Here is a 19,161-nt window from a genome sequence, read left to right on the forward strand (position 1 = left end):
AACAAAACAGCAAAAGACAAAAGGACTCTGCTAACAAAATAAAAGCACTTAAGGAGACTTAAGTGCTTTTAAGGAGGTTATGAAAGTATTCTTTTGTGTAAGAATAAATTAGGAATAACCTAAGTATAGACAGACTAGCTTAAAATTAGCTTAAGCTTTTAGCTTCTGTCTTTTTTTGATTTTTTTGAAATTGCTAACCCCATTACAAGTAATACACCACTTGAAATTATCGCTGACAAACTAGAGGAGTTGTCTCCAGTTGTTGGAAGCTGTGCTTCCTTAGCTGGTTTAAAAGCTACAGACGCCATACTTGGTCGCATTTCTTTCTTAGCAGCTTTCATATTAACTTGTAGAACAGGACTTGTTGAGGGAACGAATAATCCCACTTCAATAATTTTATTTTGAGCAGCAATTATCACCGGATTACTATATTCAATAGAGGTAAAATGACTTTTTACGCCATCTTCCACAAACTGATGTGACACAACTCTTGCTTCGGAACTACCATCTTTACCTTCTGCCAAAACAATCTGAGTCCCTAATGGTAAAGTAGGATTATCTCGATACTCTGTTTGGAAAGTGATTGGCATTACTTTTAAAGCCCCTACTTTATATTGAACAAGCATTGGACGCATAGTAGTCATCATTTCCAGTTGGGAACTAGATGATAAAACTCCCGTATTTGGATCAACTGAATAAGTAGTTGTTGTACGTGTCAGTCCATCTTGACCTTGATCAGCAACTTTAACTTCCCAATCACTTAATGAATTGTCTGTCACTTCCTGATAGGTAATTGTTTTTGTAATAACTTGATCTGTTAGTGAAGGTTGACTACCTACAGCGATGACACGATTCTGTGCAGCTACAATAACTGGTTCAGCATATGTAATAGACTCAAAGCGGCTATTAACACCATCTTGAACAAAGTTATAAGTATCAACTTTACTGGTTGAACCACCATTAGTTCCTTCTGTTACAACAACTTGAGTTCCAACTGGAATACTATTATCAGCAACATATTCTGTTTGGTAAGCAATTGTTGTCACTTTATCAGCACCAACTTTATATTGAACAAGCATCGGACGCATGGTTGTCACTGTTACTGTTGTCGTTGATGGTGTAATACTCCCTGTTACAGGATCAAGAGTATAAGTTGTAGTTGTTCTAACAAGACCTACCTGACCAGAATCTACAACTTTAACTTGCCAATCAGCTAAGGAGTTGTCTGTTACTTCTTGATAGACTACTGTAATTGCAACTGTTGAATCACTTGTTGTTGCTTGTGTCCCTTTTGTAATAATTTGATCTTGTGCTGGTTTATCAGAAATAACTGTTTCAGTTGCAACTAATTGATTATTGGCATCCAAGGCATATGTTGTTCTAACAACTGTTTGACCTTTAACACCTGCTTGAATGATATCAGTCTGTCCAGTGGGATCATAGACTTCATTAGGATCTGCAACATAAACAGTTTTATAAGCCGTTGTTATAGATGAATCTGTTGGCTTTGCTCCATAAATAACCTGACCATTTACAGGAGCTATCTGTGTTACAGTTGTTACATATGGTACAACACTAGCAGTTCTTGGGTAGTCAAATAATCTATTATAGAGACTTGCAAAGTAAAACTCACTTGCTGCAAATGGACTGTAACCTGTCCCATTCCCAGGATTATAAGCATCACCTGTATATGGATTTGGAACATACGTTGCATAAGGCGTGCCGTATAATCGATGCATGATATACTCACTTAAGCCTTCTGCAAAGGCTTCTGCACTATTATCTCTATAATAAGACCAAACATCACTACGATCAAAATAGGTATGGTAAATATCTAAAAATTCTTGCGTATCAGATAAAGCAGGAACTGTTCCAATAGTGCCATCTGTATTTCTATCGGTCACTTCTTGATATAATCCACTCTTAAAATCAATAATATGCGTCATTTCATGTAAGAGTGTCGCTAACAGTTCTGAATTACTTGCATTATATAGTAAATCAATTGATTGAGTTGCAGAATTGGCTAAACCTAACGTTCCAGATCCCATACCAGGAATCTCAGTATCATAGATGGCAATATTTCCTAGAACACGTTGAATTTCTAACGGTAGTGCTTGAATTTTTGCTTCAAAATCAGCTTTCTGTTGGGCTGTCATAGTTGCGGTGTGGCTATAATCAATTGCCGTAGAGATACTACCTTTGTAATTATTATAACGATGCGTAAGAGATTGGAATTGTGCCGTTGTCCTATCTAAATCAGCTTGTTGCTGGTTTGTCCAGGTTCCTAAAGCGGTCAACTCTTGTTGCGCTAACAAGGCACGTTGATAGTCAGCCTTGATATCTGCATAAAAAGCATCATTAATAATATTGCTATTATCATAGCGCAAGAAATCGTCAGCAGATGTTGTTAAATCTTCTGGAACAATCTCTACACCATAATCCTGAGCAGATGCTGTCCACATATCTTCTTGAGCTGTCGTTAACAGGCGAGAATAGAAGTCAGTATCATTCGTCAACCCCAGTAAACTTCTTAATTGTGTATCTGTCGGATCTAACATTTCAGCTGTGATCGTTCTAACATATTTAGTTTGTGTTGTTGTTCCATCAGGATTTGTCACGGTTAGATATTCATAGATATAGTTTTCACTAAATTGAGCTAACTCACGAACTGTAGATTCACTTGTATTATAGTCCGCTGTTAAAGGTGGTCTATCCACAAATAAGGTATCAATGACTACGCGATCACTCGGTAACGGTTGCGTCGTATCTATATGATAAAATGGTTGGTCTATCCATTTATAGCCTTCTGAATAGACAGCTGGACTAGTTGGAGCAGTTGTTTCTGTTTGAATAGTATTAGTTATCGTTGTTGTTTTAGTTCCGTCTTGCGCAGGAATAATCACATCTGTGCCAACTGGCTTTGTCACATCAATGCTATAATCAGTAGTCGCTGGTGTCGTTTCAACAGTAGTTGTTACTGGTTTTGTTCCCATAACAATAACCGTTTCAGTTGGTTCAATGCGTTGTACTGTCGTCGTTCCATTAACTGTTGTATAAATTAGTTTCCCAGATGTTCCTTGCGTTTGAACAGACTGGTAGCCAACTGGCTGTGTGTTATCTGCTACATAACGAATTGGACTTGCAATGACTGTTTCTGTAACAACGGGATCCCCAACTGCAGCTGCTGTAATTACTGGACTTACTGTTGTCGGGGTGTTCACAACCGTCGTATCGGCTGGAGCAGTTGTTGCAGCCTTTTCAATAAGTGTTGTTGTATCTGTGACATTAGCAACTGTTACTGTTTCATCAGCGGAAACCAGATTAGTTGTCAGCATGACACCTAATAAAACACTTCCTACTCCTAGAAGTGTTTTTCTGATGCTAAAAATTTGTTTTTTATTCCTAAACATAGGTGGACTCTCTCTATTTTTTAATTTTTCTACATATTTATCTTGATTGTAGCATAACCACTAGCCTTTTACAAAGTAATTTGACGAAAAATTAAAAAGAGTCTGAAAATTTATGAACTGCACCCCAAAAGTTAAACCAAAAATCTAACGATTGAGGTGTTTTTCTTATGAAATTAAGTTACGAAGACAAAGTACAACTATATAAGTTACGCCAAAAAGATCTACTTTACTCTCTCTTATCTAAACAATTTGCAGTAAGTGAAGCTGGAATAAAATACGTGATTCGATTAATAAATCGTTATGGTATTGAAATTGTTAAGAAGGGTAAGAATAGCTATTATTCTAAGGAGTTGAAGCAGAAAATAATTAATAAGGTCCTTAATGATGGAAACTCTCAACTTCAAACGTCACTTGATTATGCCTTAGCTAACTGGGGAATACTTTCAAATTGGATAGCACAATACAAGGAAAACGGGTATACTATTCTTGAGAAATCAAAAGTGAGACCTGTACAAATGGGATGTAAATCAAAGAAAAAACTAGAAGAGATGACCGAATTGGAGCGTCTTCAATATGAAAATGAATACCTTAGAGCGGAGAATGCCGCGCTAAAAAAGCTAAGGGAATACCGTCTGAAGGGCGAAGCAAGACTCAAAGAGCAACAGTAATCACTCAAGGGCTGATTCCTGAATTTTCATTGTCAGCGTTACTTGATGTTCTGAAACTATCGCGTTCAACTTACTATTACCACGTCAAAAGACTATCTTCAGAAGATAAAAATGCGGAATTAAAAGAAGTCATTAAAACTATCTATGCAGAACACAAAGGTCGGTATGGCTATCGTCGGATTCATCTTGAATTGCGTAATCAGAAGTTTGTGATTAACCACAAAAAGGTTCAAGTCTTGATGAGAGAGCTCGGTTTGAAAGCTAGAAGTCGACCTAAACATCGTTATAATTCCTACAAGGGAGAAATTGGGAAGAAAGCTGACAATCAAGTTAACCGTCAATTTGAAAGGGCTAAACCACTTGAAAAATATTATACAGATGTCACAGAGTTTCTATTCCAGCTAGTGACCAGAAGTTATATCTGTCCCACTCTCAGAAGAATCCTATCAGGGAACAATTCTTCACAGTGACCAAGGTTGGTAATACCAACACAACAGCTACCACCAGTTCTTAGAAGAGCATGGCACGAGACCATCCATGTCACATAAAGGAAATAGCTTAGACCATGGAATGATGGAATCATTCTTTGACATTTTAAAATCTGAGATGTTTTATGGATGTGAGAAGAACTTTAAATCACTTGATGAGCTGAGAGACGCTATCTCAGACTACATCTATTATTACAATAATAAAAGAATCAAAATAAAGTTAAAAGGACTAAGTCCTGTACAATACAGAACTCAATCCTTCAACTAAATATAAATTGTCTAACTTTTGAGGGGCAGATCAATTTGTCCCAGACTCTTTTATTATTGTAATAGGTTCTTATGAGTAAATTACATCATGCCACCCATCATACTTGGATCCATTCCTGCTGGCATAGCTGGTGCTGAAGGTTCTGGTTTAGTTGCCACAACAGCTTCTGTAGTAAGAATTAAACTAGCCACCGATGCTGCATTTTGCAAGGCAGAACGCGTCACTTTAACGGGATCGATAATTCCAGTTTCAATCATATCAACCCATTCGCCATTAGCCGCATTGAAGCCTGTTCCTTTTGAACTGTTTTTCAAACGATCAATGATAACTGACCCTTCATAACCTGCATTGTAGGCAATTTGTCTTACAGGCTCTTCGAGGGCACGCAGAACAATGTTACGTCCTGTCGCCTTATCTCCTTCAAGTTCAAGAGCTTGAACTTTCTCGATGACTGAAATCAAGGCAGTTCCCCCACCTGCAACGATACCCTCTTCAACAGCAGCGCGAGTTGCGTTGAGGGCATCTTCAATACGTAATTTCATTTCTTTTAATTCAGTTTCTGTCGCAGCACCAACCTTGATAACGGCAACACCACCAGCTAACTTAGCCAGACGTTCTTGCAATTTCTCACGGTCAAAGTCAGATGTTGTTGTCTCTAACTGAGATTTAATTAGGCCTACACGGTTGGCAATCGCTTCCGCACTGCCTGATCCCTCAACGATTACTGTTGAATCTTTATCCACAGAAATCTTAGCTGCTTGGCCTAGCGCAGCCATTGTAGCATCTTTAAGCTCTAAACCAAGATCTTCAGTAATCACAGTTCCACCTGTTAGAATAGCAATGTCTTCTAGCATAGCTTTGCGACGGTCTCCAAAGCCTGGTGCTTTTACCGCAACAACATTAAATGTTCCACGAATTTTATTTAATACTAATGTTGGTAGGGCTTCACCATCAACATCATCAGCAATAATCAATAGTGGACGATTTGTTTTCAAGACTTCTTCTAAGAGTGGAAGAATTTCTTGGATATTTGATACTTTTTTGTCAGTGACTAAAATAAATGGATTTTCAAGGTCGGCAACCATCTTCTCATTGTCTGTTACCATGTATTGAGAAAGGTAGCCACGGTCAAACTGCATCCCTTCAACCACTTCTAATTCTGTTTCCATCCCACGTGATTCTTCAATGGTGATGACACCATCATTGCCAACACGTTCCATGGCTTCAGAAATGTACTCACCAACTTTTTCTGAGCGTGAAGAAACAGCTGCAACTTGCGCAATAGCTTCTTTACCAGTAACAGGTTGCGCAATAGCTTTTAATTCTTCAACAGCTGTTGCTGCAGCTAATTCAATGCCTCGACGAATGCCAATTGGGTTAGCACCGGCAGTCACATTTTTAAGTCCTTCACGAACAATAGCTTGTGTCAATACAGTAGCTGTAGTTGTTCCGTCACCTGCAATATCATTTGTTTTTGAAGCAACTTCAGAAACCAATTTAGCTCCCATATTTTCAAAGTGATCTTCTAACTCTATTTCTTTTGCAATAGTCACTCCATCATTAGTAATTAATGGTGAGCCAAATGCTTTTTCAAGAACAACATTACGTCCTTTGGGGCCTAAGGTAACTTTAACAGTATCTGCTAAAATATCGACACCACGTACCATTGCTGCACGCGCATCTGCTGAGAATTTAATATCTTTTGACATATCTATCCTTCCTTCTATTTCTATCGTTATTAAACTGATTAATCAATAATAGCTAAAATGTCTGATTCACGAATGACTGTCACAGTCTCATCATCTATTGTGACATCTAAACCAGGATCATTTGCAACCAATACCATGTCACCAACTTTAACAGCTGGTGGTACAAGTTCACCTGTAATTGTTCGTAACCCTGTTTCGCTAACAGCAAGAACTGTCGCTTTTCTGGTAGTCTCTTTATGAGCCCCTGCCAAAACAAAGCCACTAACCGTTTGCTCTTTTTCCTCTTCAAGTTTGACGACCACACGATCTCCTAAAGGTTTTAACATTTATATGCCTCCTATTATTGTCTGAATTTATTAGCACTCTTGTCATAACAGTGCTAACTTACTCTCTTATTTTATCACTTGGTCAAAAATAGTCAAGAAAAAAAGATTCCTTTTATACCTGAAATACATCTCTCATTCAAACATAAATCCTGTTAATCTTAGAAAAAAACAAAAGCTGAGAATATCATCTCAACTTAGCTAGTTATACAATTTCAAATTTAAGTTTCCCATAGGACATGCCAATTTTCAACTCATGTCCGCTTGACAAGTCATCAGAAAGAATTAATTCTGACAACTTATCTTCGATGTGGGTTTGAATTGTTCTGCGGAGTGGTCTTGCCCCCATTTCCACATCATAACCTTCCTCTGAAAGATAGTTGAGGGCTGATGGTTGGATTTTCAGACTAATTCCTTTTTCCGCCAAATTATCATGCAATGGTTTAAGCATAATCATGACTACTTGTCTCATATCCTCCTTGCTGAGGCTATGGAAGACCACCTTCTCGTCAATCCGGTTAATAAATTCTGGTCTGTAGGATTTTTTCAACTCTTCCAAAATGCGTTTTTCCATGGCTTGGTGGTCTTGACTAAAGTCTTTAGCCCCAAAACCAACAGTTTTATCATCACGAAGAGCTGTTGCTCCCAAGTTACTAGTCATAATAATGATCGTGTTTGAGAAGTCAACGCGGCGACCACGACTGTCTGTTAATATCCCATCGTCTAAAACCTGCAATAGAACATTAAAGATATCTGGGTGGGCTTTTTCGACTTCGTCAAATAGTAGAACAGAATAAGGTTTATTTCTAACTTTCTCTGTCAGTTCGCCACCTTCTTCATAGCCGACATAGCCAGGAGGTGCCCCATTTAATCGACTAGCCGCAAATTTTTCCATATACTCTGACATGTCGAATCGGATTAGTGCTGATTCATCATCAAAAAGGACTTCTGCTAAAGCTTTTGCTAATTCTGTTTTACCAACACCCGTTGGCCCTAAGAACATAAAGGAACCGATTGGTCGTCTTCCAGTTCTAATACCTGATTGGTTACGACGAATAGCTCTTGAGATAGCTGAAACAGCATCTTCTTGACCGATCACGCGCTTATGCAATTCTTTTTCCAAGTTAAGGTACTTTTTGCTATCGGCCTGTGTCAACTTTTCAACTGGAATACCGGATAGTTTGCTTAGAGTGGACATGATATCGTCTTCAGTGACAGGAGTTGGTTTTATTGTTTTATTTTTCTGGGATGATTTCAGTAACTTGGACACCTTTTTAAAGTCTTTGTCCAAAATTGCTTGGTCAATCGCTGATAAGATTGAAGGTCGCTCTTTTTTAACCAATCCTTGCACAGTTGCACTAGCTTCATCTAATAAATCAATGGCAGAATCCGGGAGATTTTTGCTAGTAAGATAGCGATGAGCTACCTTAACAGCTGTTTTAACAGCTTGGTCAGAAATTGTAACGTTATGGAAGTTTTCATAAGAAGCTTTCAGTCCCAGTAAAATCTGATAGGCATCTTCCAAATTTGGTTCTTCAATCAGCACTTTAGCAAAGCGACGTGACAAAGCGGCATCTTTTTCAATATGCTTTTGGTACTCTTCTTGTGTCGTTGCCCCAACCATATGTAGTGTTCCACGTGATAAGGCAGGTTTTAAAATATTAGCTGCATCTAATGTACTATCAATGCCACTGCCTGACCCCATAATTGTATGGAGTTCATCGACAAAAAGAATGATTTTCCCATCACTTTCAATATCATCAATGATTTGATTCATTCGTTCCTCGAAATCCCCACGGAAACGCGTTCCAGCAACAACACTCATCATATCAAGTTCTAAAACACGCATATCTTGCAGTTCATAAGGAATAGAACCATTGGCAATACGTTGTGCTAAGCCATAAGCAAGAGCTGTCTTACCGACACCAGCATCCCCTACTAAAACAGGATTGTTCTTGGTTTTCCGACTCAGAACTTGAATCATGCGGGTAATTTCTTTATCTCTACCAATCACTGGTTCAAGTAATCCTTGACTTGCCATTTCTGTTAAGTCTCTGGTAAAATCTGACAAATCACCAGCTGTACTAGCAGGCTTCATCATATCTGAGAAAGTTCCCGCACCTTTAGCTTTTTTAGGTTTACGTAACTCATGAATAGCCTTAATCGTTTCTTTACTGTAAGCCGCATGAATTTCCACTGCTTTTCGAAGATCGGCCAGTTTGGGTTGTCCTTGTCCGTCATCTTTTATTTTATAACCAGCCATTTCAAGCAGACGAACCGCCATAATGTCTGGATTGAGCAAGATGGCAAAGAGAACGTGTTCTGAACCAACTTCTGACGCATTAGTAACCAATCTAATCATCTCAGCAAACTTTAAAATATTAGAGAGTGTCTTTGACTGAGCTAACAGATTAAGCTCTTTAATATCATCTTGAGGGCTTTTACCAAGAGCTAAAATAGCTGCTGCTTCATATTCTTCATCTGCAATTTTACTATTAAATTCATTGAAAACTAATCCGGCAAGAGAATCTTCAACTTTTACCATGGCTAATAAGAGATGCCAGGTCTCCAAATGGGAACTGCCAAAACGTGTAGCTTGGTATTGTGCCTGCTTAAATATCTCTTGCATTTTTAGTGAATACTCAATCATTAATGCTTCCCTTTCTGTCAATACGTCGTAACAAACGATACAACATGCGTGCTCGAATACTTGAAGCATCCTCACCCAAAACATCATCTGTTGCCATAGCAAGAATGATATTCCCTTCTCGCTCTGTGACCAGTTTTTCGTCAAATAATAGTTGAATGGTATCAGTAAAAGCCTGCTGACTCACACGATCCCCCAATGTAGCATGCATTGAGCCAATCAACTGATGCTTATCTGAAAAATGAACCTTTGCAATCCGGATATAGCCACCGCCGCCTCGTTTGCTTTCTACTTCATAACCACGACTTTCTGTAAAGCGTGTTTTAATGACATAGTTAATTTGACTAGGAACAACTTGGAAAGAGTCTGCCAATAATGAACGCTTAATCTCAGCAATTCCTGAGTGTGCCAGAAGTCCTTTGATATATTCTTCAATGCTGTCTGATGTGTTTTTGTTTGGCATAATCTCACTCCTTTAATTCATCATTAATTAGTAGTTCCTGATTTTTGACTAAAACTGACTTTTATTATAACAAAATGCTCTCTGTTAATGCAAATGGAAATATCTAGTAGGGCTAACAAAAAATGAGTACCAAAAGGTACTCATCCATTTATACATGGTTAATTGTAAATTACAATTTAACGATGTTTACTGCTTGAGGGCCACGTTGACCTTCTTCAACATCAAATTCTACTTTTTGTCCTTCATCTAAAGATTTAAAACCATTAGATTGGATTGCTGAGAAATGTGCGAAGACATCTTGACCATTTTCAGTTGAAATAAAACCGAAACCCTTTTCAGCATTAAACCATTTAACTGTACCTTGTGCCATAATCATCTACTTCCTTTCTATAAAACTTTTTGTAAAAATAGAGAGAAACGATGATGTGGAACACATATACTAACTCACAAACTAATTTACTAGTCAAGTGTAACAAACTGGTATAGCAAAGTCAAGGCAAAACATTAAAAGCCTTTTAAAAAAAGATTAGATAGTAAGCGCTTTTCTTATATAATAGAGTTTTTCCTTGAGTTAATTTATTTTCTGAGCTAAAATGTGTCATAAAGGGATTATCTGTGTTTTATCCAAAATAATCAATCATATTAAAATTAGGGAATTTGAGTCTGATTCCCAAGGAGAAGAAATGCTGACTGAGTCAACTATTGTAAGTCGTGTTCAAGAAATGCGCCAAAAATACCTTTACGATAAATTGGATACTGCTAACTGCAGAGATTTCACTTGTAAAGATCTTAAAAAAGCTAAAAAGATTAAGAAAAAACTGATTGGCCTAGAAAAAGAAAGATGTCACCGTCTTATTGAGCATCAAGACATCACTCGCATAGATCAAAAAATCGCTTTATTAAAAGAAGAGTTTCAACAAGAAAACAAAATAAAGCAAGATCAGGACAAACTGTAATATGTCTATTCCTATACTGGTCATAAGCTTTCTTCTTTCTCTTATATTATCAAACGTTATTAATCGGATTTTTCCACAAATCCCACTTCCCGCCATTCAGCTCTTTTTTGGAATTCTGTATGGCATTTTTAATAAAGGACAGCAATTAATCATTGATCCGGAACTCTTCCTAGCTTTCGTTATTGCCCCCTTAAACTTCCGTGAGGGGCAAGAAAGTGATGTCAAGAGTTTCATCCGATCACGTGGTCTTGTCCTTTACCTCATTTTACCTGCTGTCATGATTTCCACTATCATCATGGGAATTAGCATTAAAACCTTGTTGCCTGTTGAGTTGCCACTTGCCTTATGTTTCGCCATGGGAGCTGCTTTGGCACCAACAGATGCCGTAGCTTTTTTGTCCTTAGCCAAACGCTTCCAGTTTCCTAATCGACTCAAAAGCACCCTCACTTCTGAAGGCTTATTGAATGACGCTAGTGCCCTTGTTGCCTTTCAATTTGCACTTACAGCCTTAGTGACAGGTTATTTTTCCCTTGCCGATGCAAGTTTGAAGCTTCTAATTGCAATCATCGGTGGCATAGCTATCGGATTACTCTTTGCACTTCTCAACAGAATCTTTCTGTCTGTGCTTGAAAAATTTGATGCTGCTGATGTAACTGGTGCACTACTGTTAGAATTAACACTTCCTTTTGTTGTCTATTTCATTGCTCATCTACTACATGTTTCAGGTATCATCGCTGTAGTTATTGCTGGAGTCATGCAAGCAAACCGCATCAAAAAAGTAACCCTCTTTGATGCTCAAGTTGACCGGGTCACCAATATTATTTGGGAAACGATTAATTTTATGCTCAATGGATTAGTCTTTATCATCTTCGGTGTTGAATTAACTCAATTTACTGGTCCCCTATTAGCCAGTCCAAGTTATAGCAATGTCTATCTATTCTTCATTGTCATTGTCTTGACTACTCTGCTATTTTTCCTCAGGTACGTAACCCTCGTTATTTACTACTTTTTTAGAAGTCGCAAGTATCATAAGCCTTTTAAAAAATATTTACATACTGTAAATCTTCTAACCTTTTCTGGTGTTAAAGGTAGTGTCTCTTTAGCTATTATTCTATTAATACCCCAAATTGATACTTTCAAGAACTCTATGACCTTATTCACAGTTGGTGCAGTTACACTTCTCAGTTTCCTAACTGGTCTTGTTATATTGCCTCGCTTGGCTCCAATCGCACGGTCTTCGGAAAATTATCTCACTAAAATTGAAATTTTAACAACAGTCGTCAGAAAATTGGAAGCTGAGAGTCAAAAATCCCCAGCTAATCAAGCCGGACTCTATTATGTTCTTGATGCCTATAATCGACGTATTGAGAATTTAATTTTAGATCAGGAACCGAAACATGTTAAAGAAGAATTAGCCGAATTACAACTCATGATTCTATCAATTGAGAGTGAAGGCCTAGAACACGCTTTTCGTCATAAAGACATTTCCATTTTTGAGTATCGCATTTATCAGACCTATTTGAAAACAATGGAACGTCAAGTTAATAGAAGTTTTATTTCAAGTTTCAATTACTCCATTACCATCTTCCTTCGTGTTATCCGACATGTCATTCATGAAATGTGGTCTGTGAGCGGAAATTTAAAATCAAATCTGATGAATTTTCAGCGGAGCAAGGTTCGCTTAACTGATGAAAATCGTGATCACTTGACTGAAATGTATTTAGTTAATACCGAACTTATCCTAGACTCATTAGAAGACTTAGAAGGTTTTTATAATTCATCACTTGTTAACTTCTTACAGAACCAACGTATACAAAGTGCTGAATTAATAAAATCAGGTCTATTTGTCGAACGGGTTATCGCCAATTTTATCCCAGATTCAAGTGGTGAGCGCATCCATGGCTACTACTTAGAAAGACAAACTATTCACGAGTTTGAGTTACAAGGGCTCGTAACCGCTAAAGAAGCCCAACAACTCCGCGATGAAGTTAATGAACTAGAAAGCTATTCACTTCGTGACAATTCACCAAATTTTGTCTACGATATTATAAATTACAGACATCAATTGAAGTAACTCAAGGTTACTTCTTTTTTTGCGAGCACACTTATTTATTTGTCACTAATTAGTGGTAACATATAGCTATCAATAGCCTTAAGCGTAGCAAAGTTATCATTCATAGTGTCTCTGGCCATAACCTAGAGGCTGTCAATCAAGCAGCCAAAGACCTAGCCTACAATGATAGTGAGCTAAAGCTGACTGGAATTTTCTTGATTGATTCGACAACCATTAGAATGGAACGGACGGCGTTGAGAAGGATCTGCTCTTAATTGCTAACTATCTCATCTTTCACTTCGCGGTGACGTTTCGTAGAATGGTGACTCTGCATTTCTTCGAACGAAAAGCGTAAGGGCAGTTTGATCTGGATGACCTTGAGATGCGAGGGCAAAGCCTAACAGAATTCAATATCACCCAAAGCAAGGAAAAAAGTTTTAACCTAGATAATCTGCTTCTCATTGACTTTTCTAATGGCGCAAACATGGCTATCAATTTATTGTTGCAAGAAGAAAGTCTATTTAAACAAGTGGATACATGAGTGCCATCAAATGCAAGTCTTTATTTCTATGGAAAATGAGGATCCGATTGTTCCACTAGCAGAAAGCCAGCATGTCGTAAAGCTCTTTGGAGACCGAAATGCTGATGTAACGACCTATTGGGTGAAGAGCCACCAAATCACCTAAGCCAACCTAGAAGCTACTAAGAGGTGGTTAGAGTCACTAACCTGACATCATAAAAGCGTCTGTGGCAATAGGTCTCAGACGCAATTTTTATTTAATTTTTGATTCAAGGTACTTAGAAACCACCAAAACAAAATGAAAAGAAATTTTTTGTGTCCTTAATATGCATAAGCTGAAAAATACAGAAAAGACTTCCCTCAAATAGCCAATTGCCCAGCAATTAGTGTCGCATTCCTTTTTACTCCTGTTTTTGCAACATATCTAACCACTATTTCTGACAGTTGTTTCCACCACTATTATAAAATCCTTAAACATAAATAGCAAGTTAGATATGCGATTGTGATATGTATGTTGGGAAGAGTTATACAATGTTGCTTATAATAAGAAATTCAAATTGTGACATAAAATGGATGTAACGACTCAGCCTTCTTGTTCAATACACAAAAACTCTGAATAATAGCCTCATTTCTTAATTTCAAAGGTATTGATTTAATCACACTAAAAGTATACGCTCACCAACTAGGCAATCTTGAAGAAAAGAATAACCAAGCCATAAAAGTTATATTGGAAACTTTGACCGACTTAATATCTTTTTTTACCCGCTTTTATCAGTAGACAAAAATAAAAAAACCTTGATTTCTCAAGGTTTTTAAACTGTTCTATCATGTCTAATGACATAAAAAAAGGCGGTAGACGGATTTGAACCGACGATCAAGCTTTTGCAGAGCCGTGCCTTACCACTTGGCTATACCGCCACAACAGTAATAATTTTACCTTAAAATATGGTAAAGGTCAAGCTTATTTTTCTGTTTCTAAATCATACCATTTCTAAAAAACTTTTTTCTAACAAATATAATTTCTCTGAGAATTGTTAGGTGTATAAAAGGCTTCATTGTCACTTATTAGAATAATTCTAATTTAATAACTATATCATTTCTAGTGAATTGTCTGACGATTTTTATAGTTTTTCAAGCGTTTTCATTGGACATTTATCCACTCATTTCCTATAATACAGGTATTAAAATGAAGGAGGACAATCTTATGTCTTTAGTTGGAAAAGAAATGGCTGAATTTTCAGCCGACGCTTATCACAACGGTGAGTTTATCACTGTAACTAGCGAGGATGTTAAAGGTAAATGGGCAGTATTTTGCTTCTACCCTGCAGATTTCTCATTTGTATGCCCAACAGAACTCGGTGATTTACAAGAACAATATGCAACACTTCAATCTTTAGGAGTTGAGGTGTACTCAGTATCTACGGATACTCACTTTGTCCATAAAGCTTGGCATGATGATTCTGATGTGGTTGGTACAATTGAATATACTATGATTGGTGATCCTTCTCATAAAATTTCACAAGCTTTTGATGTTTTAGATGATAATGGGTTAGCACAACGTGGAACATTCATTATCGATCCAGATGGCGTCATCCAAATGATGGAAATTAACGCCGATGGTATCGGACGTGATGCAAGCTCATTGATTGATAAAATCCATGCTGCTCAATATGTTCGTAAACATCCAGGTGAAGTTTGTCCTGCTAAATGGAAAGAAGGCGCAGAAACGCTTACTCCAAGTTTAGACCTTGTTGGTAAAATCTAAACTTTTCTTACAACGGAAAGAAGTAGAAGGAGGTAGCTATGGCTCTTACTCAAGACATCAAGGACCAGTTAAACCAATACCTAGAACTTTTAGAATCTGATATTGTTTTTCAGGCTAACCTTGGTGATGATGATAATTCTTTAAAAGTTAAAGAATTTCTAGATGAGATAGCAACAATGTCTGATCGTATCAGCATTGAAAGTCTATCGTTGACTAGACAGCCAAGTTTCAAAATTGCACAAAAAGGGAAAAACAGCGGTGTAGAATTTGCAGGTATCCCCTTAGGTCATGAATTCACATCATTTGTCTTAGCTCTTTTGCAAGTTTCTGGACGTCCACCAAAAGTGGATCCCGATTTAGTTGACCGTATCAAATCTGTTGACCAAAAGTTACATTTTGAAACCTATGTTAGTTTAACTTGTCATAATTGTCCAGACGTTGTCCAAGCATTCAATATCATGGCTGTACTTAATCCAAATATCAGTCATACGATGATTGAAGGCGGCATGTTCCAAGATGAGGTAAAAGAAAAAGGTATCATGGCTGTTCCAACAGTTTACTTAGATGACCAAGTTTTCTCATCTGGACGAACAACGATTGAGCAACTACTCGAAAAAGTTGCCGGTCCACAAACATCAGAAGATTTTTCTAACAAAGGAGTTTATGATGTTCTCGTTGTTGGTGGCGGTCCTGCTGGTAACAGCTCTGCCATTTATGCAGCGCGTAAAGGTCTTAAAACAGGATTATTAGCTGAAACATTTGGTGGTCAGGTAATGGAAACTGTTGGTATCGAAAACATGATTGGTACACTTTATACTGAAGGCCCTAAATTAATGGCTCAGATTGAAGAACATACTAAGTCGTACAAAGTAGATATTATTAAGGCACAATTAGCTACCGCTATTGAGAAAAAAGACGACTTAATTGAAGTCAGTCTTGCTAATGGAGCCGTTTTAAAAACTAAAACTGCTATCCTAGCTCTAGGAGCTAAATGGCGTAACATTAATGTTCCCGGTGAAAATGAATTCCGGAATAAAGGTGTTACATATTGCCCACACTGTGATGGACCTCTCTTTGAAGGAAAAGACGTTGCCGTTATTGGTGGTGGTAATTCTGGTATGGAAGCCGCAATAGACCTAGCCGGCATCTGTAAACATGTAACCGTTCTAGAATTTCTTCCAGAAGTTAAAGCTGATCAAGTTCTACAAGATAGAGCGGCTAAAACTGATAACATGACGATTATTACCAACGCAGCAACTAAGGATATTGTTGGACAAGATCACGTTACAGGTATAAATTACACTGATCGCTTAACACAAGAAGAAAAACATATTGATTTAGAAGGCGTCTTTGTACAAATTGGCTTAGTCCCAAATACACAGTGGCTAAAAGAAAGTGGAATTGCTTTAACAGACCGTGGCGAAATCATCGTGGACGGTCACGGAGCAACAAATATTCCAGGTATCTTTGCAGCTGGTGATTGTACAGATTCTATATATAAGCAAATTATCATTTCAATGGGTTCAGGGGCAACTGCTGCGATTGGAGCATTTGACTACTTAATCCGTCAATAAAGAAAACAAAAGGTTGTTTTTAGGGTGTCCTAATTGGTATACTAAAAACCCCTTTTTTCTTGTTCATCAAGAGAGATTTACTTGCTTAATCAGAATATTTTTGATAGAATGGTCTTGTCGTGTGTGCGACAAATACTCATCTTATAACCAATTGTTAACTTGTTGCCTTTTTAGGTTAGTTTGCAAGCTGAAGTTTAAGAGAGGAAAAAACATTATAAAGGAGAAACTACTCATGGCAGTAATTTCAATGAAACAACTACTTGAAGCTGGTGTTCACTTTGGTCACCAAACTCGTCGCTGGAACCCTAAGATGGCTAAATACATCTTTACAGAACGTAACGGTATCCACGTTATCGACTTACAACAAACTGTTAAATTAGCTGACCAAGCTTACGAATTCGTTCGTGATGCTGCAGCAAACGATGCTGTTATCTTGTTCGTTGGTACTAAAAAACAAGCTGCTGAAGCAGTTGCTGATGAAGCAACTCGTGCAGGTCAATACTTCATCAACCACCGTTGGTTGGGTGGAACTCTTACTAACTGGGGAACAATCCAAAAACGTATCGCTCGTTTGAAAGAAATCAAACGTATGGAAGAAGAAGGAACTTTTGATGTTCTTCCTAAAAAAGAAGTTGCACTTCTTAACAAACAACGCGCTCGTCTTGAAAAATTCCTAGGTGGTATCGAAGATATGCCTCGTATTCCAGACGTTATGTACGTTGTTGACCCACATAAAGAACAAATCGCTGTTAAAGAAGCTAAAAAACTTGGTATTCCAGTTGTAGCTATGGTTGATACTAACGCAGATCCAGATGATATCGATGTTATCATCCCAGCTAACGATGACGCTATCCGCGCTGTTAAATTAATCACAGCTAAATTAGCTGACGCTGTTATTGAAGGCCGTCAAGGTGAAGATGCAGACGTTAATTTTGAAACTGAAGCTAAAGCAGATTCAATCGAAGAAATCGTTGAAGTTGTTGAAGGCGATAACGCTTAATTAGCTTGAGATTTTAATTGATTAGTCTTTGACAATCGAAAAACCAAACGGGGCAGAAAGCAAACCGCTCTGTCCCGTTTTTTTAAAATTGAAAATAAATTATTTATTGGAGGATTCTACTAATGGCAGAAATTACAGCTAAACTTGTAAAAGAATTGCGTGAAAAATCTGGTGCTGGCGTTATGGACGCTAAAAAAGCACTTGTTGAAACTGATGGGGACATGGAGAAAGCAGTTGAATTGCTTCGTGAAAAAGGTATGGCAAAGGCAGCTAAAAAAGCTGACCGTGTTGCTGCTGAAGGTTTAACTGGTGTTTATGTTAACGGTAACGTAGCTGCAGTTGTTGAAGTTAACGCTGAAACAGACTTTGTTGCTAAAAATGCTCAATTCGTTGAATTAGTTAACGAAACTGCTAAAGTTATTGCTGAAGGTAAGCCTGCTAACAACGAAGAAGCACTTGAATTAACAATGCCTTCTGGTGAAACATTAGCTAATGCTTATGTTAACGCAACTGCTACTATCGGTGAAAAAATCTCATTCCGTCGTTTTGCATTGGTTGAAAAAACAGATACACAACATTTCGGTGCATACCAACATAATGGTGGCCGTATTGGAGTTATCACAGTTATCGAAGGTAGCGATGAAGCACTTGCTAAACAAGTGGCAATGCACGTTGCAGCAATGAAACCAACTGTTCTTTCATATACAGAACTTGACCCTCAATTCGTACATGATGAATTAGCACAACTTAACCATGCTATTGAACTCGATAACGAATCACGTGCAATGGTTGACAAAGCACCACTTCCATTCTTAACTTATGGATCAAAAGCTCAATTATCAGATGAAGTAATTGCAAAAGCTGAAGAAGATATCAAAGCTGAATTAGCTGCTGAAGGTAAACCTGAAAAAATCTGGGATAAAATCATTCCAGGTAAAATGGATCGTTTCATGCTTGACAACACAAAAGTTGACCAAGCATACACACTTCTAGCACAAGTTTACATCATGGACGACAGCAAAACTGTTGAAGCTTACCTTGACTCAGTAAACGCTAAAGCAATTTCATTTGCACGTTTTGAAGTTGGTGAAGGTATCGAGAAAAAAGCAAATGACTTCGAATCAGAAGTTGCTGCTACAATGGCTGCTGCCCTTAACAAATAAAATCTGAAATACCCTTTTTCAAGGGTATTTCAGAACGAAGACAAACTAGTGAAGTTGCTAGTTTGTTTTTTCTTGTCTAGTCTTAATTTCTCTAAAATCTGATAAATTATGCTATTTAAGCCAAAATAAAAAGGCCTTCATGCCATCATTTTAA

General features: G+C 37.6%; 13 protein-coding genes, 1 tRNA gene and 1 pseudogene. 8 read left to right on the forward strand and 7 right to left on the reverse strand.

The window, feature by feature from the left end; translation table 11 throughout:
- Nucleotides 1-158: 158 nt before the first annotated feature.
- A complete protein-coding gene (locus ACVRZD_RS08905) occupies nucleotides 159-3,410 on the reverse strand; it encodes a G5 domain-containing protein (RefSeq protein WP_080730860.1) in 3,252 nt (1,083 codons plus the stop codon).
- A 167-nt stretch (nucleotides 3,411-3,577) separates the two neighbouring features.
- Between ACVRZD_RS08905 and ACVRZD_RS08910 the strand changes: the two are divergent.
- A pseudogene (locus tag ACVRZD_RS08910) lies at nucleotides 3,578-4,834 on the forward strand (IS3 family transposase).
- Nucleotides 4,835-4,914: 80 nt separating this feature from the next.
- Here the strand turns inward: ACVRZD_RS08910 and groL are convergent.
- The 5 genes from groL to ACVRZD_RS08935 form a co-directional block, all read right to left on the reverse strand.
- Nucleotides 4,915-6,543, reverse strand: coding sequence for a chaperonin GroEL (gene groL, locus ACVRZD_RS08915; RefSeq protein ID WP_037626560.1), 1,629 nt, complete (start codon nucleotides 6,541-6,543; stop codon nucleotides 4,915-4,917).
- A 38-nt stretch (nucleotides 6,544-6,581) separates the two neighbouring features.
- Nucleotides 6,582-6,869, reverse strand: coding sequence for a co-chaperone GroES (gene groES, locus ACVRZD_RS08920; protein WP_037626561.1), 288 nt, complete (start codon nucleotides 6,867-6,869; stop codon nucleotides 6,582-6,584).
- A gap of 202 nt (nucleotides 6,870-7,071) precedes the next feature.
- Entirely contained in the window at nucleotides 7,072-9,516 is a 2,445-nt protein-coding gene (locus ACVRZD_RS08925; protein WP_447450444.1) for an ATP-dependent Clp protease ATP-binding subunit, read from the reverse strand.
- Nucleotides 9,509-9,976: a CtsR family transcriptional regulator gene (locus tag ACVRZD_RS08930; protein ID WP_037626563.1), complete on the reverse strand. Its 468-nt coding sequence runs from the start codon at nucleotides 9,974-9,976 to the stop codon at nucleotides 9,509-9,511. The genes ACVRZD_RS08925 and ACVRZD_RS08930 overlap by 8 nt, the downstream gene beginning before the upstream one ends.
- A 169-nt stretch (nucleotides 9,977-10,145) precedes the next feature.
- On the reverse strand, nucleotides 10,146-10,346 hold the full coding sequence (locus ACVRZD_RS08935) for a cold-shock protein (protein ID WP_003104168.1): 201 nt from the start codon (nucleotides 10,344-10,346) through the stop codon (nucleotides 10,146-10,148).
- Between the two features lie 313 nt (nucleotides 10,347-10,659).
- Between ACVRZD_RS08935 and ACVRZD_RS08940 the strand changes: the two genes are divergently transcribed.
- The 3 genes from ACVRZD_RS08940 to ACVRZD_RS08950 all read left to right on the forward strand — a co-directional run bounded on the left by ACVRZD_RS08940 (nucleotide 10,660) and on the right by ACVRZD_RS08950 (nucleotide 13,671).
- Entirely contained in the window at nucleotides 10,660-10,932 is a 273-nt protein-coding gene (locus tag ACVRZD_RS08940; protein ID WP_447450445.1) for a hypothetical protein, read from the forward strand.
- Nucleotide 10,933: 1 nt separating this feature from the next.
- On the forward strand, nucleotides 10,934-13,006 hold the full coding sequence (locus tag ACVRZD_RS08945) for a cation:proton antiporter (RefSeq protein ID WP_037626565.1): 2,073 nt from the start codon (nucleotides 10,934-10,936) through the stop codon (nucleotides 13,004-13,006).
- A 530-nt stretch (nucleotides 13,007-13,536) separates the two neighbouring features.
- On the forward strand, nucleotides 13,537-13,671 hold the full coding sequence (locus tag ACVRZD_RS08950) for an alpha/beta hydrolase (protein WP_268987895.1): 135 nt from the start codon (nucleotides 13,537-13,539) through the stop codon (nucleotides 13,669-13,671).
- Nucleotides 13,672-14,352: 681 nt separating this feature from the next.
- Here the strand turns inward: ACVRZD_RS08950 and ACVRZD_RS08955 are convergent.
- Nucleotides 14,353-14,423 (reverse strand) — tRNA-Cys (locus ACVRZD_RS08955).
- Nucleotides 14,424-14,709: 286 nt separating this feature from the next.
- On the opposite strand from ACVRZD_RS08955, the gene ahpC reads away from it, so the two are divergent.
- The 4 genes from ahpC to tsf all read left to right on the forward strand — a co-directional run bounded on the left by ahpC (nucleotide 14,710) and on the right by tsf (nucleotide 19,007).
- Nucleotides 14,710-15,270, forward strand: a complete 561-nt coding sequence (gene ahpC / locus ACVRZD_RS08960) for an alkyl hydroperoxide reductase subunit C (protein ID WP_037626566.1) — start codon at nucleotides 14,710-14,712, stop codon at nucleotides 15,268-15,270.
- A 38-nt stretch (nucleotides 15,271-15,308) separates the two neighbouring features.
- Nucleotides 15,309-16,844: an alkyl hydroperoxide reductase subunit F gene (gene ahpF / locus ACVRZD_RS08965; RefSeq protein ID WP_037626567.1), complete on the forward strand. Its 1,536-nt coding sequence runs from the start codon at nucleotides 15,309-15,311 to the stop codon at nucleotides 16,842-16,844.
- Between the two features lie 232 nt (nucleotides 16,845-17,076).
- Nucleotides 17,077-17,844, forward strand: a complete 768-nt coding sequence (rpsB, locus tag ACVRZD_RS08970) for a 30S ribosomal protein S2 (protein WP_037626569.1) — start codon at nucleotides 17,077-17,079, stop codon at nucleotides 17,842-17,844.
- Nucleotides 17,845-17,966: 122 nt separating this feature from the next.
- Nucleotides 17,967-19,007 carry a translation elongation factor Ts gene (gene tsf / locus ACVRZD_RS08975; RefSeq protein WP_037626570.1) on the forward strand — a complete coding sequence of 347 codons (1,041 nt, stop codon included), beginning with the start codon at nucleotides 17,967-17,969 and terminating at the stop codon, nucleotides 19,005-19,007.
- Nucleotides 19,008-19,161 lie beyond the last annotated feature (154 nt).

The organism is Streptococcus hongkongensis (assembly GCF_053206145.1).